Source organism: Pseudomonas sivasensis (assembly GCF_021391435.1).
Taxonomy (GTDB): Bacteria; Pseudomonadota; Gammaproteobacteria; order Pseudomonadales; family Pseudomonadaceae; genus Aquipseudomonas; species Aquipseudomonas sivasensis.
The window spans coordinates 3,531,464-3,558,233 of the sequence record NZ_CP090029.1 but is presented as its reverse complement, the minus strand read 5'-3'; the positions used below and the strand labels follow the sequence as shown (position 1 = coordinate 3,558,233).

General features: G+C 60.3%; 20 protein-coding genes. 8 read left to right on the top strand and 12 right to left on the bottom strand.

What is annotated here, in order from left to right:
- Window positions 1-346: 346 nt before the first annotated feature.
- Window positions 347-5,215: an NAD-glutamate dehydrogenase gene (locus LRO94_RS15955; protein ID WP_032887202.1), complete on the top strand. Its 4,869-nt coding sequence runs from the start codon at window positions 347-349 to the stop codon at window positions 5,213-5,215.
- Window positions 5,216-5,411: 196 nt separating this feature from the next.
- Here LRO94_RS15955 and LRO94_RS15950 read toward each other — a convergent pair whose 3' ends face one another.
- The 3 genes from LRO94_RS15950 to LRO94_RS15940 form a co-directional block, all read right to left on the bottom strand.
- Window positions 5,412-6,098: a GntR family transcriptional regulator gene (locus LRO94_RS15950; protein ID WP_179178880.1), complete on the bottom strand. Its 687-nt coding sequence runs from the start codon at window positions 6,096-6,098 to the stop codon at window positions 5,412-5,414.
- A 16-nt stretch (window positions 6,099-6,114) separates the two neighbouring features.
- Window positions 6,115-6,816, bottom strand: a complete 702-nt coding sequence (locus LRO94_RS15945; RefSeq protein ID WP_095184588.1) for a FadR/GntR family transcriptional regulator — start codon at window positions 6,814-6,816, stop codon at window positions 6,115-6,117.
- A gap of 148 nt (window positions 6,817-6,964) precedes the next feature.
- The gene (locus LRO94_RS15940) at window positions 6,965-8,290 is read right to left on the bottom strand and encodes a C4-dicarboxylate transporter DctA (protein ID WP_177326439.1); all 1,326 of its coding nucleotides are present in this window, start codon (window positions 8,288-8,290) and stop codon (window positions 6,965-6,967) included.
- 217 nt (window positions 8,291-8,507) lie between these two features.
- Between LRO94_RS15940 and LRO94_RS15935 the strand changes: the two genes are divergently transcribed.
- Window positions 8,508-9,137, top strand: a complete 630-nt coding sequence (locus LRO94_RS15935; protein ID WP_233896815.1) for a DNA-3-methyladenine glycosylase I — start codon at window positions 8,508-8,510, stop codon at window positions 9,135-9,137.
- Window positions 9,138-9,288: 151 nt separating this feature from the next.
- On the opposite strand, the gene LRO94_RS15930 is transcribed toward LRO94_RS15935, so the two are convergent.
- The 6 genes from LRO94_RS15930 to LRO94_RS15905 all read right to left on the bottom strand — a co-directional run bounded on the left by LRO94_RS15930 (window position 9,289) and on the right by LRO94_RS15905 (window position 14,555).
- Window positions 9,289-9,690, bottom strand: a complete 402-nt coding sequence (locus LRO94_RS15930) for a cupin domain-containing protein (protein ID WP_095184590.1) — start codon at window positions 9,688-9,690, stop codon at window positions 9,289-9,291.
- Between the two features lie 84 nt (window positions 9,691-9,774).
- Entirely contained in the window at window positions 9,775-11,208 is a 1,434-nt protein-coding gene (pdxR, locus tag LRO94_RS15925) for a MocR-like pyridoxine biosynthesis transcription factor PdxR (RefSeq protein WP_179178881.1), read from the bottom strand.
- Between the two features lie 70 nt (window positions 11,209-11,278).
- A complete protein-coding gene (locus LRO94_RS15920; protein ID WP_032887191.1) occupies window positions 11,279-12,046 on the bottom strand; it encodes an SDR family oxidoreductase in 768 nt (255 codons plus the stop codon).
- A gap of 23 nt (window positions 12,047-12,069) precedes the next feature.
- Window positions 12,070-13,137, bottom strand: coding sequence for a phosphotransferase family protein (locus LRO94_RS15915; protein WP_179178882.1), 1,068 nt, complete (start codon window positions 13,135-13,137; stop codon window positions 12,070-12,072).
- A 129-nt stretch (window positions 13,138-13,266) separates the two neighbouring features.
- On the bottom strand, window positions 13,267-14,220 hold the full coding sequence (locus LRO94_RS15910) for a 2-hydroxyacid dehydrogenase (RefSeq protein WP_179178883.1): 954 nt from the start codon (window positions 14,218-14,220) through the stop codon (window positions 13,267-13,269).
- Window positions 14,221-14,360: 140 nt separating this feature from the next.
- Window positions 14,361-14,555: a hypothetical protein gene (locus LRO94_RS15905; protein ID WP_179178884.1), complete on the bottom strand. Its 195-nt coding sequence runs from the start codon at window positions 14,553-14,555 to the stop codon at window positions 14,361-14,363.
- Between the two features lie 237 nt (window positions 14,556-14,792).
- Here LRO94_RS15905 and LRO94_RS15900 point away from each other — a divergent pair, with 237 nt between their 5' ends.
- Window positions 14,793-16,070 carry a serine/threonine transporter gene (locus LRO94_RS15900; RefSeq protein WP_032887187.1) on the top strand — a complete coding sequence of 426 codons (1,278 nt, stop codon included), beginning with the start codon at window positions 14,793-14,795 and terminating at the stop codon, window positions 16,068-16,070.
- Between the two features lie 144 nt (window positions 16,071-16,214).
- Entirely contained in the window at window positions 16,215-17,864 is a 1,650-nt protein-coding gene (locus LRO94_RS15895) for a SulP family inorganic anion transporter (protein ID WP_095184594.1), read from the top strand.
- Between the two features lie 384 nt (window positions 17,865-18,248).
- Here the strand turns inward: LRO94_RS15895 and acnB are convergent, their stop codons facing one another.
- Window positions 18,249-20,858, bottom strand: coding sequence for a bifunctional aconitate hydratase 2/2-methylisocitrate dehydratase (acnB, locus tag LRO94_RS15890; RefSeq protein ID WP_032887185.1), 2,610 nt, complete (start codon window positions 20,856-20,858; stop codon window positions 18,249-18,251).
- Window positions 20,859-21,254: 396 nt separating this feature from the next.
- Between acnB and LRO94_RS15885 the strand changes: the two genes are divergently transcribed.
- Window positions 21,255-21,725: a DUF1289 domain-containing protein gene (locus LRO94_RS15885; RefSeq protein WP_032887184.1), complete on the top strand. Its 471-nt coding sequence runs from the start codon at window positions 21,255-21,257 to the stop codon at window positions 21,723-21,725.
- A 72-nt stretch (window positions 21,726-21,797) separates the two neighbouring features.
- Here LRO94_RS15885 and LRO94_RS15880 read toward each other — a convergent pair whose 3' ends face one another.
- Window positions 21,798-22,661: a universal stress protein gene (locus LRO94_RS15880; protein ID WP_032887183.1), complete on the bottom strand. Its 864-nt coding sequence runs from the start codon at window positions 22,659-22,661 to the stop codon at window positions 21,798-21,800.
- Window positions 22,662-22,811: 150 nt separating this feature from the next.
- On the opposite strand from LRO94_RS15880, the gene miaE reads away from it, so the two are divergent.
- Window positions 22,812-23,414, top strand: a complete 603-nt coding sequence (miaE, locus tag LRO94_RS15875) for a tRNA-(ms[2]io[6]A)-hydroxylase (protein ID WP_032887182.1) — start codon at window positions 22,812-22,814, stop codon at window positions 23,412-23,414.
- Here miaE and LRO94_RS15870 read toward each other — a convergent pair.
- Window positions 23,370-24,569 (bottom strand): MFS transporter, encoded by a 1,200-nt coding sequence (locus LRO94_RS15870; protein ID WP_179178885.1) that lies wholly within the window; start codon window positions 24,567-24,569, stop codon window positions 23,370-23,372. The genes miaE and LRO94_RS15870 overlap by 45 nt on opposite strands.
- Before the next feature lie 157 nt (window positions 24,570-24,726).
- Here LRO94_RS15870 and LRO94_RS15865 point away from each other — a divergent pair, with 157 nt between their 5' ends.
- The gene (locus tag LRO94_RS15865) at window positions 24,727-25,434 is read left to right on the top strand and encodes a winged helix-turn-helix domain-containing protein (protein ID WP_095184596.1); all 708 of its coding nucleotides are present in this window, start codon (window positions 24,727-24,729) and stop codon (window positions 25,432-25,434) included.
- Window positions 25,435-26,712 carry an ATP-binding protein gene (locus LRO94_RS15860; protein ID WP_179178886.1) on the top strand — a complete coding sequence of 426 codons (1,278 nt, stop codon included), beginning with the start codon at window positions 25,435-25,437 and terminating at the stop codon, window positions 26,710-26,712.
- The last annotated feature ends 58 nt before the right edge of the window (window positions 26,713-26,770 follow it).

Sequence of the window (26,770 nt, the reverse complement as noted above, 5' to 3'; positions counted from 1 at the left end):
GAAATCACGGGTTGCCCAAGTTGCAACCGCGAGCCTGCTTACCGATGACCGAATATGTCGCAGCTTCGCAAGCAGCGCGCTTCCCTCAGTCGTTAAGCTGCGCAACGGATGCAGCTCTCGTTCCACAGCCTGCCAGGCGTCTGACCTGCCCGTCGTACCGTCACCCGGCAGGGTGCGCATCTTATGGAAGTTGTATGTGACCTCATTGTCTTGTCCAGCTTCACCCTCCTGTCATCCTGATTCGTCTATGGTGCTTTAGTTACCGGCGAACAGAGCTGACGGTCTCCCCGCAAGGGGATAACACGCGACGCTTCCATCAATAACAAGCCCAAGCGGAGTACCACAGATGGCGTTCTTCACCGCAGCCAGCAAGGCCGACTTCCAGCATCAACTGCAAGCGGCACTGGCGCAGCACATCAGCGAACAGGCACTGCCACAAGTGGCGCTGTTCGCTGAACAATTCTTCGGCATCATTTCCCTGGACGAACTGACCCAGCGTCGCCTTTCCGACCTGGCCGGTTGCACCCTGTCTGCCTGGCGCCTGCTTGAGCGCTTTGATCACACCCAGCCACAAGTGCGGGTCTACAACCCCGATTACGAACGTCATGGCTGGCAGTCGACCCATACCGCGGTCGAAGTGCTGCACCATGACCTGCCGTTTCTGGTGGACTCGGTGCGTACCGAGCTGAACCGTCGCGGCTACAGCATTCACACCCTGCAAACCACCGTGCTGAGTGTGCGTCGTGGCAGCAAAGGCGAGTTGCTGGAAATCCTGCCGAAAGGCACGCAGGGCGACGACATCCAGCAAGAATCGCTGATGTACCTGGAAATCGACCGCTGCGCCAACGCCGCCGAACTGAACGTGCTGAGCAAAGAGCTTGAGCAGGTTCTGGGTGAAGTGCGCGTGGCCGTGGCCGATTTTGAACCGATGAAAGCCAAGGTCCAGGACCTGCTGGCCGGTATCGACGCCAGCCAGTTCGGCATCGATGGCGAAGAAAAAGCCGAGATCAAGAACTTCCTGGAGTGGCTAGTGGGCAACCACTTCACCTTCCTGGGCTATGAAGAATTCGTGGTACGTGACGAGGCGGACGGTGGTCATATTCAATATGACGCCAGTTCCTTCCTCGGTCTGACCAAGCTGCTGCGTGCTGGCCTCACCGCCGATGACCTGCGCATCGAAGACTACGCTGTGTCTTACCTGCGTGAACCGACCGTGCTGTCGTTCGCCAAGGCTGCGCACCCAAGCCGTGTTCACCGCCCGGCCTACCCGGACTACGTGTCGATCCGCGAGATCGATGCCGACGGCAAGGTCATCAAGGAACATCGCTTCATGGGCTTGTACACCTCGTCGGTGTATGGCGAAAGCGTGCGAGTCATTCCGTACATTCGTCGCAAAGTGGCCGAAATCGAACGCCGTTCGGGCTTCCAGGCCAAGGCGCACTTGGGCAAGGAGCTTGCCCAGGTCGTTGAAGTACTGCCCCGTGACGACCTGTTCCAGACCCCGGTCGACGAGCTGTTCAGCACTGTGATGTCGATTGTGCAGATTCAGGAACGCAACAAGATCCGCGTGTTCCTGCGCAAAGACCCGTACGGTCGTTTCTGCTACTGCCTGGCCTATGTGCCGCGCGACATCTATTCCACCGAAGTGCGCCAGAAGATCCAGCAAGTGCTGATGGATCGCCTGAAAGCCTCGGACTGCGAGTTCTGGACCTTCTTCTCCGAGTCCGTACTGGCCCGTGTCCAGTTGATTCTGCGGGTAGACCCCAAGAACCGCCTCGACATCGACCCGCTGCAACTGGAAAAAGAAGTGGTGCAGGCCTGCCGCAGCTGGCAGGACGACTACTCCAGCCTGGTGGTGGAAAGCTTCGGCGAAGCCCAGGGCACCAATGTGCTGGCGGACTTCCCGAAAGGCTTCCCGGCCGGCTACCGCGAGCGTTTTGCCGCGCATTCAGCCGTCGTCGACATGCAGCACCTCAACAGCCTGACCGAAGCCAACCCGCTGGTGATGAGCTTCTATCAGCCACTGGGCCAGGTCTCCGGCCAACGCGAGCTGCATTGCAAGCTCTACCACGCCGACACCCCGCTGGCGCTGTCCGACGTACTGCCGATCCTGGAGAACCTCGGCCTGCGCGTGTTGGGTGAATTCCCTTACCGACTGCGCCACGCCAATGGCCGTGAGTTCTGGATCCATGATTTTGCGTTCATCGCCGCCGAAGGCGTGAACCTGGATATCCAGCAGCTCAACGACACCCTGCAAGATGCGTTCGTGCACATCGTCCACGGCGATGCCGAGAACGATGCGTTCAACCGTCTGGTGCTGACCGCCGGCCTGCCATGGCGCGACGTCGCGCTGCTGCGTGCCTACGCCCGTTACCTGAAGCAGATCCGCCTGGGCTTCGACTTGGGTTATATCGCCAGCACCCTGAACAACCACACCGACATCGCCCGCGAGTTGACCCGGTTGTTCAAAACCCGCTTCTACCTGGCGCGCAAGCTCACCGCCGATGACCTTGAAGACAAGCAGCAACGGTTGGAACAAGCGATCCTCACGGCCCTGGACGACGTCCAGGTACTCAACGAAGACCGCATCCTGCGTCGCTACCTGGACCTGATCAAGGCCACCCTGCGTACCAACTTCTACCAGACCGACGCCAACGGCCAGAACAAGTCGTACTTCAGCTTCAAGTTCGACCCGCGCGCCATTCCCGAGCTGCCTAAGCCGGTGCCGAAGTTTGAAATCTTCGTGTACTCGCCACGGGTCGAAGGCGTGCACCTGCGCTTTGGTAACGTCGCTCGCGGCGGCCTGCGCTGGTCCGACCGTGAAGAAGACTTCCGCACCGAAGTGCTCGGCCTGGTAAAAGCCCAGCAAGTGAAGAACTCGGTGATCGTACCGGTGGGCGCCAAGGGCGGCTTCCTGCCGCGTCGCTTGCCACTGGGCGGCACGCGGGATGAAATCGCGGCCGAGGGTATCGCCTGCTACCGCATCTTCATTTCCGGCCTGTTGGACATCACCGACAACCTCAAGGACGGCGCCCTGGTGCCGCCGGCCAACGTCGTGCGTCATGACGACGATGACCCGTACCTCGTCGTCGCAGCGGACAAGGGCACCGCGACCTTCTCCGACATCGCCAACGGCATCGCCATCGACTACGGCTTCTGGCTGGGTGATGCGTTCGCATCCGGTGGTTCCGCCGGTTACGACCACAAGAAAATGGGCATCACCGCCAAGGGCGCGTGGGTCGGTGTGCAGCGTCATTTCCGTGAGCGCGGCATCAACGTGCAGGAAGACAGCATCACCGTGGTGGGCGTCGGCGATATGGCCGGTGACGTGTTCGGTAACGGCCTGTTGATGTCCGACAAGCTGCAACTGGTCGCAGCCTTCAACCACCTGCACATCTTCATCGATCCAAACCCGAACCCGGCGACCAGCTTCGTCGAGCGTCAGCGCATGTTCGAGCTGCCGCGTTCGGCCTGGACCGACTACGACACCAGCATCATGTCCGAAGGCGGCGGTATCTTCTCGCGCAGCGCGAAGAGCATTGCCATCTCGCCGCAGATGAAAGAACGCTTCGACATCTCGGCCGACAAGCTGACCCCGACCGAACTGCTGAACGCCTTGCTCAAGGCGCCGGTGGACCTGTTGTGGAACGGCGGTATCGGTACGTACGTCAAGGCCAGCACCGAAAGCCACGCCGATGTCGGCGACAAGGCCAACGACGCGCTGCGCGTCAACGGCAACGAACTGCGCTGCAAGGTGGTGGGCGAGGGCGGTAACCTCGGCATGACCCAGCTGGGTCGTGTGGAATTCGGCCTCAATGGCGGCGGTTCCAACACCGACTTCATCGACAACGCCGGTGGTGTGGACTGCTCCGACCACGAAGTGAACATCAAAATCCTGCTCAACGAAGTGGTGCAGGCCGGTGACATGACCGACAAGCAACGCAACCAGTTGCTGGCGAGCATGACCGACGAAGTCGGCAACCTGGTGTTGGGCAACAACTATAAGCAAACCCAGGCCCTGTCCCTGGCTGCCCGCAAGGCTTACGAGCGAGCAGCCGAGTACAAACGCTTGATGAGCGACCTGGAAGGCCGTGGCAAGCTGGACCGCGCCATCGAGTACCTGCCGACCGAGGAGCAGCTCGCCGAGCGCGCCGCCAACGGCAAGGGCTTGACCCGTCCGGAACTGTCGGTGCTGATCTCGTACAGCAAGATCGACCTCAAGGAAGCATTGCTCAAGTCCCTGGTGCCGGATGACGAGTACCTGACCCGTGACATGGAGACCGCGTTCCCACCGAGCCTGGTCGCCAAGTTCGGCGAGGCCATGCGTCGTCACCGCCTGAAGCGTGAGATCGTCAGCACCCAGATCGCCAACGACCTGGTTAACCACATGGGCATCACCTTCGTTCAACGACTCAAAGAGTCGACCGGCATGAGCCCGGCGAACGTGGCCGGCGCTTATGTGATCGTGCGCGACATCTTCCACCTCCCGCACTGGTTCCGCCAGATCGAAGCCCTGGACCACCAGGTCTCCGCTGACGTGCAGTTGCAGTTGATGGATGAGCTGATGCGCCTGGGCCGTCGCGCTACGCGTTGGTTCCTACGCAGCCGTCGCAACGAGCAGGACGCTGGGCGTGACACCGCGCACTTCGGTCCGCACCTGGCCGCACTGGGCCTCAAGCTCGACGAACTGCTGGAAGGACCGACCCGCGAAGGCTGGCAGAAACGCTATCAGGCTTACACTGAAGCGGGCGTGCCGGAGTTGTTGGCGCGTATGGTTGCAGGCACTACTCACCTGTACACCCTGCTGCCAATCATCGAAGCCGCTGACGTAACCGGGCATGACGCCGCCGAAGTGGCCAAGGCCTACTTCGCCGTAGGCAGCGCTCTGGACTTGCCATGGTACCTGCAGCAGATCAGCGATCTGCCGGTGGCCAACAACTGGCAGGCTGCGGCTCGCGAAGCGTTCCGCGACGACGTGGACTGGCAGCAACGGGCGATTACCATTTCTGTCCTGCAAATGGCCGACGCGCCACAAGACATGGAAGCCCGCGTGGCCCTGTGGCTTGAGCAGCACAAGGACATGGCGGATCGTTGGGTGGCCATGATGGTGGAGATTCGTGCTGCGGTCGGTACGGACTACGCCATGTATGCGGTCGCCAACCGTGAGTTGCTGGACTTGGCCTTGAGTGGGCCGTCGGTGTTGCAACCGGCTTGATTTAGCGCCTGAAAAAAAAGCCCCTGCATTGTGAGATGCAGGGGCTTTTTGTTGGAATGCCCTTTATCAAACACCCCAAAAACTGTGGGAGGGGGCTTGCCCCCGATAGCAGAGTGTCAGCCAGCCTCTTCATGACTGGCCCACCGCTATCGGGGGCAAGCCCCCTCCCACATTTTGATCTCGTTTTATCTGGAGATTAATGGTGTTTCAGCAACTTGGCTTCCAGATGATCCAGGTGTTGGGTCATCAGGGTCACTGCGGTGCTTGAGTCGCGTTGCTCCACCGCATCCACAATCGCCACATGTTCCTGCCCCGCGCAATACGTGCAGGCTTTTGCTTCGAATTGGGCAATGATCAACGACGTCAACGGCACCAGGCTGTTGAGGAACTGCGCCAACGGACCATTCCCCGCCATCACCGCCAGTTGCAGGTGAAACTCCCCCGACAAGCGAATCGCCGGCCCACGCTGGTCGCGTTCAATGCACTCGCGTTCGCGAGCAATCAACTCGCGCAGTTGGCGTATCTGCGTCGGCGTGGCCTGGGCACACGCCAGTTGCACCACGGTGATTTCGGTCATGCGCCGTGCTTCGAGGATCTGCCGTGTCTGCTGTGCGTCCGGTGCCGCTACTTGAGCGCGCTGGTTGGGACGCAGGATGATCACTTGCTGATGAGACAGCTTGGCCAATACGCGGCGAATCACACTGCGGCTCACGCCAAAGGTTTCACCCAGGCTTTCTTCTGTAAAGCGGCTGGCCGGGGCGATGCGTTGTTCGAGGATCGCGTCGAACAGCCGTGGGTAGATGTCATCCACCGTTGGCTTTTTACCGGCTACCAGGCGCAGGGCGGGGAGGAAGGGCTCGCGGTGCAGGGCGTGGGCGGTCATGGTCGTCTCCAAAAAGTCAGCTGCCCAGATGGTCGTCCGGGATGTTCAAGCGAATGCCCATGCGCAGGCCTTCCTGGAGGATGTGCTTGCGCATTTCTGCGCTGGCCAGGGCGCTGTTCTTGTTGCGGATGGCGCGCACCACCGCGTCGTTTTCCTGCAGGCGCTCGGCCAGGTGTTCAGGAGAGTTGCGCAGAACCTGGGCGCTTTGCTTGAGGGCGTTGCTGGTCTGTTGCACCACGTTCTGGAAAATCGGGTTGGACGTTAGCGCAAAGAGTTCTTCGTGAAAGCCGATGTAGGCGTTCATGCCTGCTTCGGCGTCACCAGCGTCGAGAGCCTCGCGCATGTCCATTAGGGTCAAGCGCAATTGGCCGACTTCCTTGCTGCTGATGGACTGGGCCACAAGGCCGACGATGAAGGGTTCGAGGGTGTAGCGCAGTTGCAGGAGGTCTTCGAGACTGGCGTCGGCCACTGCGTCGCTGGATTGGGGCTCACTGACGCTGGTTTCGAGCACGACCACGCCTTTGCCGGGCATGGAGCGCACGAGGCCGAGGGTTTCCAGCACGATCACCGCTTCGCGCAGGCTGGGGCGGCTGATGCCCATCTGTTCGGCCAGTTCGCGCTGGCCGGGCAGCATTTCGCCCCGGCGCCACTGACCTCGCGCCAGGGCGGCGCGGAGTTTTTCTACGACTGAATTGACGACCGTTGAGGTGCTGATCACGTCGATACTTCCTTAATGTTGCTAATACAGTCATGTGGGAGGGGGCTTGCCCTCGATGGCGGTGGATCAGTTACAGATCTATCAACTGACCGTCCTCATCGGGGGCAAGCCCCCTCCCACATTAGCCAGTGTTGCCCATGAGACAGCGTTAGAATTCCTGGTGGGCCGGCAGCACCGGTTTCTTGGCCTGGAAGGCATACCCTTGCTGGCCGTCCAATACCTTGTTGGCGCGCTGGATATCGATGTCTTTTTCCCAGCGTGCGATGGCCACGGTGGCGACGCAGTTGCCGATCAGGTTAGTCAGTGCGCGGCCGATGCCCATGAACCAATCCACCGCCAATACCAGCACCAGGCCCACTACCGGAATCGCCGGGATTGCTGTCAGCGTTGCCGCCAGAATCACCAGCGCAGAGCCGGGAATCCCGTGGGCGCCTTTGGAGGTGATCAACGACACGAGCAGGATGGTCAGCAAGTCAGTCATCGACAGCGGCGTGCCGGTGGCGTTGGCGATAAACACGATGGCCAGGGTCAGGTAGATCGAGAAACCGTCGAGGTTGAACGAATACCCCGTTGGAATCACCAGGCCCACGGTGGAGCTACCAATGCCCAGGTGTTCGAGTTTGCGCATGACCTGCGGCAGCACGGCATCGGAGGAGGCGGTCCCCATCACGATCAGCAGTTCTTCGCGCAGGTACTTAAGCAGCGGCAGCATGCGCAGGCCTGACAGGCGCATTACCAGGCCCAGGATCAGTCCGACGAAGGCAAAGCAGGTCAGGTAGAACAGGCCAACCAGGCTGCCCAGGTGTTGCAGGGAGTCCAGGCCGTAAGTGCTGGTGGTGAAGGCAATCGCGCCGAACACACCGATTGGCGCCAGGCGCACGATCATGCCCATGATGCGGAAGATCACGTGGCTAAGCTCATTGATCAGCCGTGTGATGCCTGAGGCCGCTTCGCCCACCAGATTCAGCGCGCTGCCAAACAGCACCGAGAACAGCAGCACTTGCAGCACGTTGTTGTCGGCAAAGGCGCCGATCACCGAGTTGGGGATCAGGTCCATCAGGAACTGGCTGGTGCCCTTGATGTGCTGGCCCTTGTCGGCCAGTTCATTGAGGCCGGCGGAGGAGAGCTGCTCCAGGTGGATATTGGCACCTTGGCCGATACCGGTGCTGAAGGCCATGACCAGGCCGATCACCAGGGCGATGGTGGTGAGGATTTCAAAGTAGATCACCGACTTGAGGCCGATTCGTCCGACTTTCTTCAAGTCGCCGGCGCCGGAAATGCCACTGACCACGACGCAGAACACGATCAGGCCAATCAGCATTTTGATCAGCTTGATAAAGCCGTCACCCAGGGGTTTGAGTTGCGAGGAGAATTCGGGAAGGGCCAGGCCGCAGATGATGCCAAGCATCAGGCCAATTACGACTTGCAGGAAAATCGAACGCGAGCACCATCTGAGCATGGGAGGGATCTCTATTCGGTGCCCTGGTGGTTCCAGGGCTTAATTGTTGTGGTCATACCGGTAAGTCCAGTGCGGGGCCAGTCTACGCCGGGTTTTTTCGAAATCACAAGTCATTATTGGTTGATTGACAAGTCCCGGTCTGACCAGTTGGTCGCTGAGGGCGATGCTTGAGCGGTTGGCGGGCTGGAAAAATTTTCGTCTATCATCCGCCGCTCGGCTTATGAGGTGATGGATGGACACTCCAGGATTGACCACTGACGCAGCGGGCCACGTTCATTGCAGCTGGCGCACCTCGGCGCCGGAATATCCGCGTTACCACGACCAGGAATGGGGTGTGCCGGTGGCGGACGATGTCCAGCTGTACGAGAAAATTTGCCTGGAAGGCTTTCAGGCGGGGATGGCGTGGATCACCATTTTGCGCAAGCGCGAGCAGTTTCGTGCGGCGTTCGAGGGCTTTGATTTTCGTCGGGTGGCGCAGTACGGCGAGGCTGATATAGAGCGGCTGATGCAGGATCCGGGGATTGTGCGTAATCGGGCCAAGATCGTGTCCACCATCAATAACGCGCGCAGGGCCTGTGAGCTGGTGGATGAAACCGGATCGCTGGCGCGGTGGTTGTGGGCGTTCGAGCCGGGTGATGAAGAGCGCCCGGCGGTGGTGGACCTGGCTTACTGGACGGGCAACCCCACCTCACCGGCCTCGGTGCGACTGTCCAAGGCCCTTAAAAAACGTGGCTGGACCTTTGTAGGTCCGACCACGATGTATGCGCTGATGCAGGCGATGGGGATGGTCAATGATCACCTTGAGGGCTGTGCGTGCCGGTCAAGGATCGAAGAACTGCGCTGCCTATTCAAACGCCCCTAGTCCCTGATTCAACGCGGTCAAAACTGTGGGAGGGGGCTTGCTCCCGATAGCGGTAGTTCAGCCAAATGGGTGTCGTGACGCACTGCTATCGGGAGCAAGCCCCCTCCCACATTTAGCGACCGCCCATACTTCTGATGGATGTCTTAGCTGATTATTTTGCAAGAGGGGTCAGCACCTCGGCCTTGTCATCCAACACCATCACCACCAGTAACTTCGCTGGCTGGGTCTGGCTGGCATTGCTGGATTCAAAGTGCCGCGAACCCGCGGGCTCGTAGAACGATTCGCCGACCTTGTAGGTTATCGCTTTCTCATCATTGACCCGCGAAGTGATCGCGCCCTCCAGCACATAGGCCACCGCCGTCCCCGTATGGCTATGGGGAACGGTGGCCTGGCCGGGGGCGTAATCAACGGTGAGCATGATGGTTTTCTTGCCGGGCACGTTGGTCAGGGCGTGCTCCTGCAGCACCTTGATCGACTCCTGGTTGTACACCGGTTCGTGGGCAAATGCGCTGAGTGAAGCGAGCATCAGGGTGGTGGCGAGCAGGCGTTTCATGTTCGGGTTTCCGAGTAGTTCGAGACCTGTCCACCCTACGCCGCAGAACCTGGCCGACCAATGACCAATCCGCCGGAAAAGCCCCTAGCCAATCTGTTTGAGAATGTCGCGCACTTTATCCAGCGCCGGGTCTATATCCAGGGTTTCGATGGCGCCGAATCCAATAATCAGCCCAGGGCGCACCGGTGCGTCGTGGAAGAACACATCAAGCGGGTATAAACCCACTTCGGCCTCACGCGTCAATGTCATCAGCAACGGAATGCTCACCGGCACCTTGCACAGCGCCGCCATATGAAACCCCGCCACGGTGGGCACGGCTTCGAACCACGGCGACAAATCCCCGGCCAGTCGTTGCAGGATGCGCTCACGACGCCCGGCATATACGGAGTGGCAGCGGCGGATGTGTTTGAGCAGGTAGCCTTCGCTGATGAACTTGGCCAGCGCCCACTGCGGCAAGGTGGAGCTGTGCTGGTCGGTCAATTGCTTGGCCTTGAGTACCGCGCCGTGGATGGCTGGCGGCAGCACCAGATAGCCCAGGCGCAGTTCGGGCAGCAGGGTTTTGGAGAAGGTGCCGACGTAAGTGACTACGCCGCGGGTGTCCATGCTTTGCAGGGAATCGGTGGGGCGGCCTTCGTAGCGGAATTCACTGTCGTAGTCGTCCTCGATGATGATCGCCCCCAAGTCGAAGGCGCGGACCAGCAAGGCTTCACGGCGCGCCAGGCTCATGGGCATGCCGAGGGGGAACTGGTGGGAGGGGGTCACATAGATCAAGCGGGTGCCGTCGGGGATCTGATCCACCTGAATGCCTTGGTCATCCACCGGCACACTGGCGACCCGGGCGCCCATCGCCTGGAACAACTGGCGTGCGGGGCTGTAGCCAGGGTCTTCCATGGCGACGATGCTGCCTGGTTCCAGCACCACGCGGGCCAGCAGGTCCAGCCCCTGTTGCGCGCCATTGGTGACCACGATGTCGTCATCGCGGCATTTGACGCCTCGGGAAAAGGCGATATGCCCGGCGATGGCACTGCGCAGTGCCGGCAAGCCTTCGGGTTGGCTGTAGAAGCCGCTGTTCTGGGCAATGCGGCGCAGGGCGTCCTGGGTGCAGCGTCGCCATTCGTCCTGTGGGAACTGATTGCGGCTGGTGGCGCCGCCGAGAAATTCGTAGCGCAGGAGGTTGTCGCGTGTGGGGTGGCGCATCGGCGAGGGCAGCGCCTGCCATTTAGCCAGGTTGTTGGCGCAGGCCAGGTCGGTGGCAGTTTGCAGGCGATCCGCAGGGGGCGCCCAAGCGTTAACGAAGGTGCCACGACCGATCTTTCCCACCAGCAAGCCTTCATAGGTCAACGTGGCGTAGGTATCGGACACGGTCTTGCGCGATACGCCCAACTGCTCGGCCAGCAGGCGGCTGGGCGGCAGTTGCGCGCCTGCCGCGAGACGCCCGGCCGCAATGGCTTCGCGCAATTGTTGATAAAGCTGGGCCGCCAGGTCCTTGCGGCCTTTGATGACGATGTGCAGTTCCATGTTTCACTCTGAGACAAATCGATCTACGCCAAGGTTACGCGTAAATCGACCTGTAGAAACCCGGGCGAAGTCAGGAGAGGAAACCACCGTCTACATTCAGCGACACACCGGTGGTGTAGCTGGACGCGTCACTCGCCAGAAACAGCACCGCGCCGGCCATCTCGCTTGGGTCGGCCACACGCTTGAGCGGGATCTGCGCCAGGGCCATTTTCAGGATCGCATCGTTCTTCACCAGCGCCGAGGCGAACTTGGTGTCCGTCAGGCCCGGCAGCAGGGCGTTGCAACGGATGCCGAACTCAGCGCATTCCTTGGCGAACACTTTGGTCATGTTGATCACCGCGGCCTTGGTCACCGAGTAGATGCCTTGGAAGACACCCGGCGAGATGCCGTTGATCGAGGCCACGTTGATGATGCTGCCGCCGCCGTTTTCGCGCATCAGCTTGCCGGCTTCCACCGACATGAAGAAGTAGCCGCGAATGTTCACGTCAACGGTCTTCTGGAACGCGCCCAGATCGGTGTCCAGCACGTTGCAGAACTGCGGGTTGGTGGCTGCGTTGTTGACCAGAATATCCAGGCGGCCGAACTGCTCGCGAATGCCGGCGAACACCTGGCTAATCTGCTCCATTTCACCAATATGGCAGGCAACCGCAGTGGCCTTGCCGCCGTCGGCGATGATTGCGTCGGCCACATGCTGGCAGCCTTCTAGCTTGCGGCTGGAGACGATCACATGGGCGCCTTGCTGGGCCAGCAACTTGGCGATGGCCTCACCGATGCCACGGCTGGCGCCGGAGACAAACGCAATTTTGCCGTCGAGGTCGAACAGATGAGTCTTGGACATGGGGGTTCCTTGTTTTTGTGCGATCAGAGGGCTGATTTAGCGATTACCTTCAGGCTCATTTGCTCCAGCAGTGAGTTCATGTGAATGAACTGAGCAAAGCGTTTGTCCTGGGTCTGGCCATGGAAGAAACGGTAGTAGATCTGCTGCACGATGCCGGCCAGGCGGAACAGACCGTAGGTGTAATAGAAGTCGAAATTATCGATCTGGATGTCCGACCGTTCGGCGTAGTAGTCGACGAACTCGCGGCGGGTGAGCATCCCGGGCGCATTACTCGGCTGGCGGCGCATCAGTTGCACCGGCGCGGGGTCGGCGGCCTCTATCCAGTAGGCGAGGGTGTTGCCCAAGTCCATCAGCGGATCGCCGAGTGTGGTGAGCTCCCAGTCCAGTACGCCGATGATCTGCATCGGGTTGTGTGGGTCGAGGATCACGTTGTCGAAGCGGTAGTCGTTATGCACGATGCTTGATGTCGGGTGGTCGGCCGGCATCTTGTCGTTGAGCCAGGCCCGCACTGCCTCCCATTTGGGCGCATCGGGGGTCAGGGCCTTTTCGTAGCGGTCGCTCCAGCCGCGAATCTGGCGCGCCACATAGCCTTCGGGCTTGCCCAGGTCGGCCAGTCCGCAGGCGTTGTAGTCAACTTGGTGCAGCTCGACGAACTTGTCGATAAAGCTTTTGCACAGTGCTTCGGTCTTGGTTGCATCCAGCCCCAGCTCAGGCGGCAGGTCGGAGCGCAGGATGATGCCCTTGACGCGTTCCATCACGTAGAACTCAGCGCCGATCACCGACTCATCGGTGCAATGCACATAGGCTTTGGGGCAATACGGGAAGCCATCTTTTAGCTGATTGAGAATGCGGAATTCACGGCCCATGTCATGGGCTGACTTGGCCTTGTGACCGAAGGGCGGGCGGCGCAGGACGAATTCCTGCCCAGAGTATTCCAACAGGTAAGTCAGGTTGGACGCGCCGCCGGGGAACTGGCTGATCGCAGGCGTGCCGCTCAGGCCCGGGATATGGGCCTTGAGATAGGGATCGATCAGGCCAGCATCAAGTTCTTCGCCTGGGCGAATCTGGGTCGATTGGTCGTTCAGCGCCATGCTTATCCCTTCTGCTTATTCTAAAGGCCTTGGACTATTTCCTAATCTAATGCGCACGACCGCCCAGCGACAAGGTCGGGGCGGCTTAATAGGTTAGCGTGTTGGATGATGATCAGCGTGCCTGATTGGTCATTTTACGGGCGCGGGTAACACGACCGGCGTGAGCACTAGTCGGCCGGCGAAGTACTCCACCAGATTGTCGGCCACCCGTTGCACGGTGTCGTGAGCGGCTTCCGGTGAAAGGCCGGCCACATGGGAGGTGAGTACGGTATTGCTCAGGTGCTTGAGAGCGTCGGGCACCTTGGGTTCGTCGTCGAATACATCCAGCGCAGCCCCGCCAATGCGGCGCTGTTCAAGGGCGGTGATCAGGTCGGCGGTAACCACCACGCTGCCACGGCCGATATTGACCAGGTAGCCATTCGGCCCCAGAGCATCCAGGGCGTGACGATCAATCAGGTGACGGGTGCTCGGGCCACCGGGCGTGGCCAGGATCATGAAGTCCGAAGTGCGCGCCAGCTCCACGGCGCTGGCGCAGTAGGTGTAGTCCACATCATCACGGGGCTGACGGTTGTGATAGCTCACTTCCATACCGAATCCGAGGGCGGCGCGCTTGGCGATTTCCAGGCCCACGGCGCCCAAGCCAAGAATGCCCAGTTGCTTGCCGCCCAGGGAAGGGCGCATCACCTTGGGCCATTCACCGCGCCGCACGGCGACGTCGGTCTGCGGGATGCCGCGCACCAGGGACAGCAACAGCGCCATAGCGTGGTCCGCCACCGACGGCGCATTCACCCCGGCGCCGTTGGTCACGACAATCCCACGATTGCTGGCGGCCTGCAGGTCAACATGTTCGTAACCGGCGCCGATTACACAGATGATTTCCAGCAGCGGCAGCGCGGCGATTTCGTCGGCGTAAAGGCCCAGGGGGCCGCGGGTCAACACGGCGTTGATCTGGCCGCCATGGCGCTTGATGGCTTGGGCTCGTTCGGCTGGGGTTGGCGCCAGGATCACATGAAAGTCATTGCTCTCGATGATTTGCAGGTAGTCGTTGATGGTTTCAACCAGGACCAGAACAGTGGTGGTCATCGGACGGCTCTTCCTTGTGGGGCGGGATGGAAGAGAGAGTATGCGACATTTTATAGGGCGGTGATGCAAGGTCCGCAGGGGGGCGGGTAGAGGGCAGTGAATCCATAGCATGGATCCACGCCCTGGTGAGTCGCGCAGTCTTAGCCGATGCGAGGCATTGGGATCATTGTGTTGTTGGGTTTGGGCGCGGCAGCGTATTCAATGCCGTTGAAAGGGAAGCTGGGAGGCTGCTGTGGCTTGGGCTTATCTTGTTCCGCGATTTGATCGGCAATATGCATCGCCACGCTGTCGACCAAGTGGCCGGCGTGGGACAGATTGAGGTTTGAAATCGTCATGGTTGAATCTCCAAGGTTCGTGATAAGGCTCCCTCTGAGTGGGCGAAATAGGCGTCACGTTCCTGACTGGAACAAGTTGTCGTCAATTGGATTGATCTGCTTCGTACAACCATTCCTCAGCTAAGTCTTTGCTTATTCAAAAGAATCCCGGACAATCCGGCCCCTTCTATGGTCGGGGCGCTGCCTGTCAGGTTTTTCTGACTCGTCCCGGCCGTGTAAATGCGGAGATCCGACCGGATGAATGATCAGGCCAATAGCGTCGACGAACGCTATGCAACGACACCTGCAACCCTCACAAGCTGGAGCCGCCAGGACACCACCTGGATGCTTGGCCTGTTCGGCACCGCCATTGGCGCCGGTACCTTGTTCCTGCCAATCAACGCCGGCCTGGGCGGTTTCTGGCCGCTGGTGATCCTGGCAGTGCTGGCGTTTCCGATGACCTTCTTTGCCCACCGTGGGCTGACCCGTTTTGTGCTCTCCGGCCGTGAAGGTTCGGACATTACTGATGTGGTCGAAGAGCATTTCGGTATCAAAGCGGGTGCACTGATCACCTTGCTGTACTTCTTCGCGATTTTCCCGATCCTGCTGATCTACAGCGTGGCCCTGACCAACACGGTCAGCAGCTTTATGGAGCACCAGTTGCACATCATGCCGCCGCCACGGGCGCTGCTGGCGTTTGTGCTGATCCTCGGCCTGCTGGCGGTGGTGCGTTGCGGCGAACAAGTGATCGTCAAGGCCATGAGCATGATGGTGTACCCGTTTATCGTCGCCTTGCTGTTCCTTGCGGTGTACCTGATCCCGCATTGGAACGGTGGCATCCTCAGCACCGCGAGTGTGGTCCCGGCGCCTTCGGCCTTGCTCAATACCCTGTGGCTGGCGATTCCGGTGATGGTGTTCTCGTTCAACCACTCCCCGATCATCTCGGCGTTCGCGGTTGACCAGAAGCGCCAGTACGGCGAACACGCCGATGAGCGCAGTTCGCAGATCCTGTCCCGCGCGCACCTGTTGATGGTGGTGATGGTGCTGTTCTTCGTGTTCAGCTGCGTGCTGACCCTGTCGCCGGCCCAGTTAGCTGAAGCGAAGGCGCAGAACCTGTCGATCCTGTCGTACCTGGCCAACCACTTCAACAACCCGACCATCGCGTTCGCTGCACCGTTGATCGCGTTCGTGGCGATTGCCAAGTCGTTCCTCGGTCATTACATCGGCGCGAGCGAAGGCCTCAAGGGTCTGGTGCTCAAAAGCGGTCGCCGTCCAGCTGCGAAGACGCTGGACCGTATGACTGCGGGCTTCATGCTGGTGGTGTGCTGGATCGTCGCCACGCTGAACCCCAGCATCCTCGGTATGATCGAGACCCTGGGCGGGCCAATCATTGCGTCGATCCTGTTCCTGATGCCGATGTACGCGATCCGCAAGGTGCCGGCCATGGCCAAGTACCGTGGGCACGCGTCCAACGTGTTTGTCACCGCAGTGGGCCTGGTGGCAATTACTGCATTGATTTACTCGCTGCTGTCCTGAACCCAGGGCTCACGCAAGCAAGCCGATTCGCGCATAGCGCGAATCGGCTTTTTTTTGCCCGCGCAAAAGCTGATGCGGCTCAACCGCAGCCGAGCAATGAGGGCTAAGCTTACGCACGCTTTTTGCCAGGATGGGTTGGGCCGATTGAAGACTGAAACCGATGCACCCGTTGCCGTACCGTCGAACCGCATCCAAGACCTGCTGGCTGGCCTATCCATCGCGGGTTTGCTGCTGCCGGAAGCCGTCGCCTATTCCAGTATCGCCGCGCTGCCGCCCCAGGCCGGGGTGATCGCTTTATTTGCCGGCCTGGTGTGCTACGGCCTGTTCGGCACCAGCCGCTTTGCGATTGTTTCGGCTACCTCGTCGTCGGCGGCCGTTTTGGCGGCGGCGACGGCGAGCCTGGCGGGAGATGACCCGGCATTGAGGCTTTCCCTGGCCTTCGGGCTGGTACTGCTCACCGGGGTGTTTTTCCTGTTGGCCGGCCTGTTGAAACTTGGCGGCGTCACTTCGTTTATCGCCAAGCCCGTGTTGCGTGGCTTCGCCTTCGGCCTGGCGCTGACCATCATCCTCAAGCAATTGGCCAGTGTGGTGGGCGTGCACCTGACCGATAACAACCTGATCCGTTTTCTGCCGCAGTTGCTGGAGCAGCTACCGCGCTGGAACTGGCCTGCGGCACTGGTGGCGGGGCTGGCGTTGCTGGTGTTGTGGCTGTGCGCACGCTTCCCGCGTCTGCCGGGTGGTTTGGTGGTCGTGGTGCTCGGCATCGCTGCCGGGCAGTACTTGGACCTGCAGGCCTATGGCGTGGCGCAGATCGGCATGATCGACCTGCGCCTGGAGCTGGGGCGTTTGCCGGTGCTGCCGTTTGCCGACTGGCTGCGCCTCGGGGAATTGGCGTTTGCGCTGGTGATGATCCTGTACGCGGAGTCCTACGGCTCTATCAGTTCGTTCGCGCTCAAGCATGGCGACCGCGTGTCCTCCAACCGTGACTTGCTTGCGCTGGGAGTGGCCAACCTGGTCTCCGGTCTGTTCCACGGCATGCCGGCCGGTGCCGGGTATTCGGCGACCTCGGCCAACGAGGCGGCCGGCGCCTATTCGCGCCTGGCGGGGATTGTCGCGGCGCTGGTGATATTGCTGATCGTGCTGACGGTGCTGCCCTATGTCGCGCTCACGCCGGAGCCGGTGTTGGCGGCCGTCGTCATCTATGCCCTGGGTCGAGGCTTGAGTTTGCAGCCGCTGGGGCGTTATTTCCTGTGGCGCCGCGATCGCGTGCTGGTAATTTGTGCGGTGGCGGCGGTGCTGGTGCTGGGCGTGCTGGATGGTTTGCTGCTCGCGGTCGCAATCAGTGTGATGCTGATGCTGCGCCAGATGTCGTCAGCCGACATTCAAGTGTTGGGCCGCCTGGGTGACAGCCATGACTTTGTCGACCGCCTGCACCATGCCGACGCCCTGGCCGTCCCGGGGGTATTGATCGTACGGCCCAGCGAAGCGCTATTTTTTGCGAATGCCGAGCGCATCCTGGGCGCGGCCTTGCGCCTGATGCGTCATTCCCAGGCGCAGGCGGTAGTGTTGAGCCTGGAAGAATCGCCGGACCTCGACGGCACCAGCATCGAAGCGCTGGCGGCTTTTTTTGCGCAAGTACACGGGGAGGGCAAGCGCCTGGTACTTGCCCGCGTGCGGCATGACGCGCGCGAGGTGTTGCAGGGGCTGCCCGAAGCATTGGCGTCCCATGTGCTGCTCAGTGGCTTGAGCGTCGATGGCGCGGTGCAGCTGGCGCTTGAGGTGAGCAAAGCGTGACGCGTGGGGATTGCTCCAAATAGCGGTGGGTCAGTGGCAGATGCATCAACTGACACTCCCCCATCGGGGGCAAGCCAGCTCACCTTGAGGATCAGACGATGGTGCGGTTGAAGGTATAAGGTCGCCCGTTGCGGTCAAAGCTGTGGGAGGGGACAAGCCCCCTCCCATATTTGGAACGGTGTCTTCAGCCAGCTCACCTTGAGGATCAGACGGTGGTGCGGTTGAAGGTATAAGGTTGCTCGTCGCGGTCAAAACTGTGGGAGGGGGCTTGCTCCCGATAGCGGTGGGTCAGTGACAGAGGGATCAATTGAATGTGTTTGTATTCCAGGCATAAAAAAACGCCGCGTATCTTGCGATACGCGGCGTTTTTGTTACATCAACACCTTAGGCTTGAATCACCGGGATGTTGGCGCTTGCTGCGATCTTGCGGAACTCAGCGATTTGGTCGAAGTTCAGGTAGCGGTAGACGTCGCTGGCCATGGTGTCCAGTTTCGCCGCGTAGCCCATGTACTCTTCGACGGTCGGCAGGCGACCCAGGGTGGAGGCTACTGCCGCCAGCTCAGCCGAGGCCAGGTAGACGTTGGCACCATCACCCAGACGGTTAGGGAAGTTACGGGTCGAGGTCGACACAACAGTCGAGTTCGGTTCTACACGTGCCTGGTTACCCATGCACAGCGAGCAGCCCGGCATTTCCATGCGCGCGCCAGCCTTGCCGTAGATGCCGTAGTAGCCTTCTTCGGTCAGTTGGTGAGCGTCCATCTTGGTCGGCGGCGAGAGCCACAGACGGGTAGGCAGCTGACCCTTGACCTGCTCCAGCAACTTACCGGCAGCGCGGAAGTGACCGATGTTGGTCATGCACGAACCGATGAACACTTCGTCGATCTTCTCGCCGGCAACACTCGACAGCAGACGAGCGTCGTCCGGGTCGTTTGGTGCGCAGAGGATCGGCTCGTTGATTTCGGCCAGGTCGATCTCGATGATTTCGGCGTATTCCGCGTCGGCATCGGCTTCCATCAGCTCTGGGTTGGCTACCCAGGCTTCCATCGCTTGAGCGCGACGTTCCAGGGTGCGTGCATCGCCGTAGCCTTCGCCGATCATCCAGCGCAGCAGGGTGATGTTGGAGTTCAGGTACTCGGTGACGGACTCTTTCGACAGCTTGATGGTGCAACCGGCAGCCGAACGTTCGGCCGAGGCGTCGGACAGCTCGAAAGCCTGTTCCAGCGTCAGGTCGTTCAGGCCTTCGATTTCCAGGATGCGGCCGGAGAAGGCGTTTTTCTTGCCTTTCTTCTCGACAGTCAACAAACCGGACTGGATCGCGTAGTAAGGAATGGCATGAACCAGGTCACGCAGGGTGATGCCAGGTTTCATTTTGCCTTTGAAGCGCACCAGGATCGATTCCGGCATGTCCAGTGGCATTACGCCAGTGGCTGCGGCGAACGCGACCAGACCGGAACCGGCCGGGAACGAGATGCCCATCGGGAAGCGGGTGTGGGAGTCACCACCGGTACCGACGGTATCCGGCAGCAGCATGCGGTTCAGCCAGCTGTGGATGATGCCGTCGCCTGGACGCAGCGATACACCGCCACGGGTCATGATGAAGTCAGGCAGGGTGTGGTGGGTGGTCACGTCGATCGGCTTTGGATAAGCCGCGGTGTGGCAGAAAGACTGCATTACCAGATCGGTCGAGAAGCCCAGGCACGCCAGGTCTTTCAGTTCGTCACGGGTCATAGGACCGGTGGTGTCCTGGGAACCCACGGTGGTCATCTTCGGTTCGCAGTACGTACCTGGACGAACGCCTTTGCCTTCCGGCAGGCCGCAGGCCTTGCCGACCATTTTCTGGGCCAGGGTGAAACCCTTGCCAGTGTCGACCGGTGCTTCAGGCAGCTTGAACAGGTCGGTAGGGCCCAGACCCAATTCGGCGCGAGCCTTGTCGGTCAGGCCACGGCCGATGATCAGCGGGATACGGCCGCCGGCACGAACTTCGTCCAACAGGACCGGGGTCTTCATTTCGAAGGTGGTCAGGACTTCATCGGTGCCGTGTTTGCAGACTTTGCCAGCATGAGGATACAGGTCGATCACGTCGCCCATGTTCATGTTGGTCACGTCGAATTCGATTGGCAGTGCGCCAGCATCTTCCATGGTGTTGTAGAAGATCGGAGCGATCTTGCTGCCGAAGCAGAAACCGCCGGCACGCTTGTTCGGTACGTAAGGTACGTCGTCGCCGAAGAACCACAGTACCGAGTTGGTAGCGGATTTACGCGAAGAGCCGGTACCGACCACGTCACCGACGTAGGCGATCGGGAAGCCTTGGCCGCGCATTTCTTCGATCTGCTTCATCGGGCCGGTCTTGCCTTGCTCGTCCGGCACGATGCCTTCGCGAGCCATTTTTAGCATGGCCAGGGCGTGCAGCGGGATGTCAGGGCGGGACCAGGCGTCCGGAGCAGGGGACAGGTCGTCGGTGTTGGTTTCGCCGGTGACCTTGAATACGCGCAGGCTGATCTTGTCGGCCAGGGTAGGGCGGTTGCGGAACCATTCGCCGTCAGCCCAGGACTGGATTACGGCTTTAGCGTGCTCGTTGCCGTTGCGGGCTTTTTCGGCGACGTCGTGGAACGCGTCGAACATCAGCAGGGTGTGCTTGAGTTGGGCCGCGGCGACAGGCGCCAGCTCGGCGTCGTCCAGCAGCTCGACCAACGTCACGATGTTGTAGCCGCCTTGCATGGTGCCGAGCAGTTCAACAGCGCGTTTCTTGTCGATCAGGGGGGAAGTGGCTTCGCCCTTGGCCAGGGCAGACAGGAAACCGGCCTTGACGTAGGCAGCTTCGTCAACACCAGGTGGAATGCGGTTGGTGATCAGGTCAACGAGGAATTCTTCTTCGCCGGCTGGAGGATTTTTCAGCAGCTCGACCAGGCCTGCGGTTTGTTCGGCGTTAAGCGGCTGGGGAACAATACCCAGGGCTGCACGCTCTTCGATATGTTTGCGGTAGGCTTCAAGCACAGTTATTACCCTCATCAGTGGTCCCACGGGACGCTCATCCAGAAATGAACGGCACGCATGCGCTCGGGGGCTTTTTGGGCCGCAAAGCCAGCGCTGCCGGCATTCCTCACAGAAGCTGCTTTCAAAGTTTTACGCCTGCAGAACGGAGCTGATGAGGGTTGGCGCGGTTGTTGACCTACCGGGGTCAAGTCCGCGCCAACACCGTTCTGAAGGAACGACTGTGCTCGTGACGCTTTGAAAACAGCTTCCAGCGGATTATTGGCGCCTTACAAGGCCGGATGATTCTACGGCAAAAAATTTCTAAAGGTAAGTTGCCATGGCAAGTTTGCTGGGTGATCAACCTTAGACAAAGGGCTAACATGGCGCACTGTTTCGCTGATTTGCGTGTCGTTGCCCATGTCCAACCAAACCATCAAGACCCCCTGCGTCGGCCTGTGCTCCACGGTTTACGGCGATCTGGTGTGCCGTGGCTGCAAGCGCTTCCACCACGAAGTAATCCTGTGGAATGGCTATAGCGAAGAAGAAAAACGTGCGGTATGGCTGCGCCTGGAGCAACTGCTGGTGCAGGTGATGGCCGGCAAACTGGAGATTTTCGACCCCAAGACCCTGCGCGGTCAGTTGGAGCAGCGCAAGATCCGCTTCGTGCCGCACCAATCCGAGTACTGCTGGGCATACCAGTTGATTGCGCGCGGTGCGCGGGTCATCAATAACCTGGAGGCGTACGGCATGGTGCTGTTGCCGGAGTTTCGTGATTGGGCGTTGCCGGAACTGCGCGATGCCATCGACCGTGAGTTCTTTATCCTGTCCGAGGCCCACTACCAGCGCTATATTGCCCCAGGGTTCCTCAGGGATGCGCTCTCTACCTGACGGCAAAAATCGGAATGTGGGAGGGGGCAAGCCGCCCCCCACATTGGACGTCGGTTTTCTGGAGGATAGGCGTCAGGGTTTGGTGACCAGCTCTTCCAGGTGATCCATCAATGTCTGCGGCTTGAGCACCAACACATCACTTTCCACAGCATCCAGCACCACCTCCGCCGTGTTGCCGATCAGTGCACCGGAAATTCCGGTGCGCGCTACGGTACCGATGATGGTCACTGCTGCCTGCCACTTGTGCGCCGCGAAGGGAATCAGCACATCCGCCGGGCCTTCCTCGATATGCAGGTGCGCGTCGTCCACGTCGAACTCAGCCTGGAACGCCTGGCACTGCTCGCGGTAGCGCGCTTCGATGGTTTCCTTGAGTTGGAACGTCGGGTCCGCCGCTGACAGCATCGGCGACGGATGGGCGCTGATCACGTGCAGCTGCGCCTTGGCGAGGCTGGCGATGTCGAAGCCATGATCAATGATCGAATTGTGCAGCGAACGGTGCTCGCTGTCGGTATTGCCCACATCAATTGCTGCCAGGATCACCCCGCCAGCCCATGGCGTGGACGTCTTGACCAGCAACACCGGTGTCGGGCAAAAGCGCAGCAGCTTCCAGTCCGCCGGTGTCAGCAGCGCCTTCTTCAGCGGGCTGTCGGGAAAGTGTTGCTTGATCACCAAACCGCAGCCCTCAGCCTGCTGCACATCAATGATGGTTTCATGCAGGCTGGCATTCCACGCCTGTTCGGTGGTCACGCTGTAGCCATCCTCCTGCAATCCGGCCTTGAGCAGGCTCAACAGCGCCGAATGCTCATGGTTTTTATCGCAGACCAGCAAGTGCAGGTGCGCGCCGGTTACCTCGGCGATCAGCTTGGCGCGCTTGAGGGCCAGGCTTTCCGAATGCTCGGGCTCGATGACCACCAGGATACTGCGGATGGCTTGCATGGTCGGGATCTCCAAAAGAGTGGGCGTGGAATAACTATAGTTGCTGCCCGGCAGCCGTCATGTTGATGCACATCAAGGCCGGTGGCTGGTGGTCTGCGGCGTGGTCGGTATAATCGCCGGCCTTTTGTGATCCTTTTCCCCGTGAGCCCGATGAACCTGCCAGAAATCCACGAATTCCTCGGTTGCCGCACCCCCGACGCCTGGGTCCAGGCCGCGTTGGCCGATCAGGAAACGCTGCTGATCGACCACAAGAACTGCGAATTCAAGGCCGCGAGCACCGCCTTGAGCCTGATCGCCAAGTATCACGGCCATGTCGACCTGATCAACATGATGTCGCGCCTGGCCCGCGAAGAACTGGTGCACCACGAACAGGTCATGCGCTTGATGAAAAAGCGCAAGATTGAACTGCGCCAGTTGCATGCCAGCCGGTATGCCTCGGGCTTGCGCAAAGTCGTGCGCAACCATGAGCCAGTGAAATTGGTGGATACGTTGGTAGTCGGGGCGTTTATCGAGGCGCGCAGTTGCGAGCGTTTCGAAGCGTTGGTGCCGCATTTGGACGAAGAACTCAGCAAGTTCTACTTCGGCCTGCTGAAAAGCGAGGCGCGGCATTTCCAGGGTTACCTGAAGCTGGCCTACCAGTATGGCGATGCAAAGGATATCGCCCAGGTGATCGAGCGGGTGAGGGCGGCCGAGCAGGAATTGATCGAGTCACCTGACGTCGAGTTTCGCTTTCACAGTGGTGTGCCGGCCTGAGGCGACGGCCACGCCGATCAGTGCGGTGATCCCGGTCAGCAGCAGGATCACCGTTTGCGTGCCCAAGGGCGCTGCCAGCACGGCAATCACCAGGCCAGCCACGGGCTGTGGCAGGTTATTGAGTAGGGTGATCATGCCGACGGTCTTGCCAAAGTCCTCTACCGGGATGACCTGCTGGCGCACGCTGCGCATATAGACGCTGTACATCTTGTCGAAGCCTATAACCAGCAGGAAGCCAAGGCTGTAAGCCCACAGGTTGGGGCTGACCGCCATGATCAGCGCGCCCACAGTGATCAGTCCGTAAGACACGCCACCCAGGCGTTTTAGCGGCAAGGTCGTGCGCGACAGGTAAAACAGAATCACGATAGTCACCAGCGCACCTGCCGCTTGCAGCAGCGCGTAGGCATCCTTGTCGGCGTTGAAATCGCCAGTGACCATGGCGGCGGAAGTGGCCAGGGTGGCGCCAATGGGCAGGTTCACGCCCACCGTCAGCGCAATCAGGCGTTTCAACCCCGGCAGGTTGCGGATATGCGCGAAGGCGATGCGCAGCGGTTGCAGCCAGATATCACGGTGCTGCTGATGGGGTTGCGGGTTGACTGAGGTGTTACGTTGCCACGCGCGCATCGCCAGGTCTGCCAACACGAACAGCCCTGCAACCCCCAGCACTACCCAATGCCAGGCCCACACCTCCAGCATCAGCGCGGCCAACAACGGCCCCAGTACCAGGCCGGATTGGTCGGCGATCTGGGAGTAGGACAACGTCTTGGCATAGCTGTATTGCGCAAAGATATGCGGCATCAGCACCTCCCGGGCCATGATGCCTTGGGTGGTCAGCACCCCGCATAGCGCGGACAGCAGCACCAGCCAGTAGATACCGTCGAACATCCCGTAAAGCGCCACAGCCACCACACAGGCCAGCGCCCGGTAGACCTGGCTGATATGCAGGATACGCACGGGCGAATACTTGTCGCACACGGCGCCGCACACCGGGAAGGCCAGGAAGCGTGGCAGCGACTCGATAAAAAAGGCCAGGCCTGCCCACGACGCACTTTGGGTGGTTTGAAATACGATCAGCGGCACGATAAACAACAGGATCTGATCCGCCAGACGCGACAGGAACAGCGAAACAAAGAACGCCAGGTAATCCTTACGCATACAACTCCCTGTGATTGGCGTTAAAGAATGCAGGCTATTTGTAAAAAACTCTTAAAAACATGAAGCTTCAGGGACGTCCGTTGGCTATCTGCTTCAGTTGCCCAGCTTGCCACCTATAATGCCGCCTCTTCAATCCGCGTGCGCGCACTGAGAACGTATGGAAAACCTGGGTCAGGGTAAGGTTCTGCTTGTTGAGGACGACGAGAAGCTGGCGGGGCTGATCGCGCATTTTTTATCACAACACGGCTTCGAGCCTCGCGTGGTACACCGAGGTGATGAAGCCTTGGCGGCGTTCCTGGCGTTCAAACCGAAAATGGTCGTACTCGACCTGATGCTGCCGGGCCAGAGCGGCCTACAGGTGTGCCGCGAGATTCGCAGTGTGTCCGACACTCCCATCGTGATCCTCACCGCCAAGGAGGATGACCTGGACCATATCCTCGGCCTGGAATCCGGCGCCGACGACTACGTGATCAAACCGATCAAACCGCCGGTGCTGCTGGCGCGCCTGCGTGCGCTGCAACGCCGCCAATTGCCGGAGCCTACCGTACGCGGGGCGCTGGCGTTCGGTCGGTTGGCCATCGACCGCAGTTGCCGGGTCGTCAGTCTGGGGGACGACAAGATCGACCTCACCACCATGGAGTTCGAATTGCTGTGGTTGCTGGCCAGCAACGCCGGCACCATTCTTTCTCGCGATGACATTCTCAACCGCATGCGCGGCATCGCGTTCGACGGCCTTAACCGCAGCGTCGACGTCTACATCAGCAAACTGCGCGGCAAACTCAATGACAACCCACGTGAGCCGGTGTGTATCAAGACGATCTGGGGCAAGGGGTATCTGTTCAATCCGTTTGCTTGGGAGGTCTAGATGCTGCGCTTATACATGCGCCTGTACATCATCCTCGCGCTGGGGTTGGCGGGGGCGATTTGGCTGGTCAACTACACCTTTGATGAACTGCTGCCCGAAGCCAACGAAACCTATAATCGCGAAGCCATGCGTGGCCCGGCGTACGGTCTGGTGGAGCAGTTGCGCCCGTTGCCGGCCGATGCGCGTCCGGCGCGGCTGGCCCAATTGCAGCCACATTATGGTTTGCTGCTGAAACTGGTCCAGCGTGATGAATTGGCCCTGACCCCCCGTGAACAACAATTGTTGGCGGCCGGCCACTTGGTAGTGCGTGGCGATTTCATGGAGTTCATCGCCTCGGTCGACAGCGGTCCACAACTGCTCGAAATCAAACTGCCGGCAGAGCCGAAATGGCTATACCTGTGGGCCTACAGCCTGCTGGGTCTGTGCCTGGCGGTAGTGCTGTATTTCTGGGTGCGTCCGCATTGGCGTGACTTGGAGCACATCCGTCTGGCCGCACAACGTTTTGGCGACAACGACCTCGGCTCGCGCATCCTGCTGCCACGCCGCTCCACCGTGCGCGAGCTGGCCGGGCACTTCAATCAGATGGCCGAGCGTATCGAGAACCTGATCGCCAACCAGCGCGAACTCACCAATGCGGTGTCCCATGAGCTGCGTACGCCAATTGCACGATTGTCGTTTGAACTCGACCAACTCAAGCAGCAGGCCGACCCGCGTCAGCGCAGCGAATTGATCGCCGATATGTACGCCGACCTGGGCGAGCTGGAGGAAATGGTCTCCGAACTGCTGACCTACGCCAGCCTGGAACGCGGCGCGACCCAGGTCACTCGCGAGCGCATCGAAGCCCATAGCTGGCTCGACAGCGTGATCGGTAGCGTGGCCCTGGAGGCGGAGGCGGCGGGCATACACTTGTCGTTGCGCACCTGCGAAGTGGACGTGATCCAGATCGAGCCGCGTTTCATGGCGCGAGCGGTGATCAACCTGCTGCGCAATGCCATCCGTTACGCCGAGCACCGTGTGGACATTTCACTGATCAAATTCGGCAACGGTTATGAAGTGCGGGTATGTGACGACGGCCCGGGTGTACCCGAGGAGAGCCGGGCGAAGATCTTCCAGCCGTTTATGCGCCTGGATGCCAGCCGTGATCGCCGTACCGGCGGCTTCGGCCTGGGCCTGGCGCTGGTGCAGCGAGTGTCCCAATGGCATGGCGGGCAGGTGCATGTGCAGGATTCGGAGCGGGGCGGGGCGTCGTTTCGGATGACGTGGGCGAATGCTGAATAACGTTTATGAACACCATGAAGGTCAAATGTGGTGGAGGGCTTGCTATGGCTGAACAAGC

Excerpts from the sequence above, each read along its gene's own strand:
- LRO94_RS15955 (WP_032887202.1), top strand. The coding sequence starts at position 347 with ATGGCGTTCTTCACCGCAGCCAGCAAGGCCGACTTCCAGCATCAACTG.
- LRO94_RS15950 (WP_179178880.1), bottom strand. The coding sequence starts at position 6,098 with ATGACCGCCCACGCCCTGCACCGCGAGCCCTTCCTCCCCGCCCTGCGC.
- LRO94_RS15935 (WP_233896815.1), top strand. The coding sequence starts at position 8,508 with ATGGACACTCCAGGATTGACCACTGACGCAGCGGGCCACGTTCATTGC.
- LRO94_RS15930 (WP_095184590.1), bottom strand. The coding sequence starts at position 9,690 with ATGAAACGCCTGCTCGCCACCACCCTGATGCTCGCTTCACTCAGCGCA.
- pdxR (WP_179178881.1), bottom strand. The coding sequence starts at position 11,208 with ATGGAACTGCACATCGTCATCAAAGGCCGCAAGGACCTGGCGGCCCAG.
- LRO94_RS15920 (WP_032887191.1), bottom strand. The coding sequence starts at position 12,046 with ATGTCCAAGACTCATCTGTTCGACCTCGACGGCAAAATTGCGTTTGTC.
- LRO94_RS15915 (WP_179178882.1), bottom strand. The coding sequence starts at position 13,137 with ATGGCGCTGAACGACCAATCGACCCAGATTCGCCCAGGCGAAGAACTT.
- LRO94_RS15910 (WP_179178883.1), bottom strand. The coding sequence starts at position 14,220 with ATGACCACCACTGTTCTGGTCCTGGTTGAAACCATCAACGACTACCTG.
- LRO94_RS15905 (WP_179178884.1), bottom strand. The coding sequence starts at position 14,555 with ATGACGATTTCAAACCTCAATCTGTCCCACGCCGGCCACTTGGTCGAC.
- LRO94_RS15900 (WP_032887187.1), top strand. The coding sequence starts at position 14,793 with ATGAATGATCAGGCCAATAGCGTCGACGAACGCTATGCAACGACACCT.
- LRO94_RS15885 (WP_032887184.1), top strand. The coding sequence starts at position 21,255 with ATGTCCAACCAAACCATCAAGACCCCCTGCGTCGGCCTGTGCTCCACG.
- LRO94_RS15880 (WP_032887183.1), bottom strand. The coding sequence starts at position 22,661 with ATGCAAGCCATCCGCAGTATCCTGGTGGTCATCGAGCCCGAGCATTCG.
- miaE (WP_032887182.1), top strand. The coding sequence starts at position 22,812 with ATGAACCTGCCAGAAATCCACGAATTCCTCGGTTGCCGCACCCCCGAC.
- LRO94_RS15870 (WP_179178885.1), bottom strand. The coding sequence starts at position 24,569 with ATGCGTAAGGATTACCTGGCGTTCTTTGTTTCGCTGTTCCTGTCGCGT.
- LRO94_RS15865 (WP_095184596.1), top strand. The coding sequence starts at position 24,727 with ATGGAAAACCTGGGTCAGGGTAAGGTTCTGCTTGTTGAGGACGACGAG.
- LRO94_RS15860 (WP_179178886.1), top strand. The coding sequence starts at position 25,435 with ATGCTGCGCTTATACATGCGCCTGTACATCATCCTCGCGCTGGGGTTG.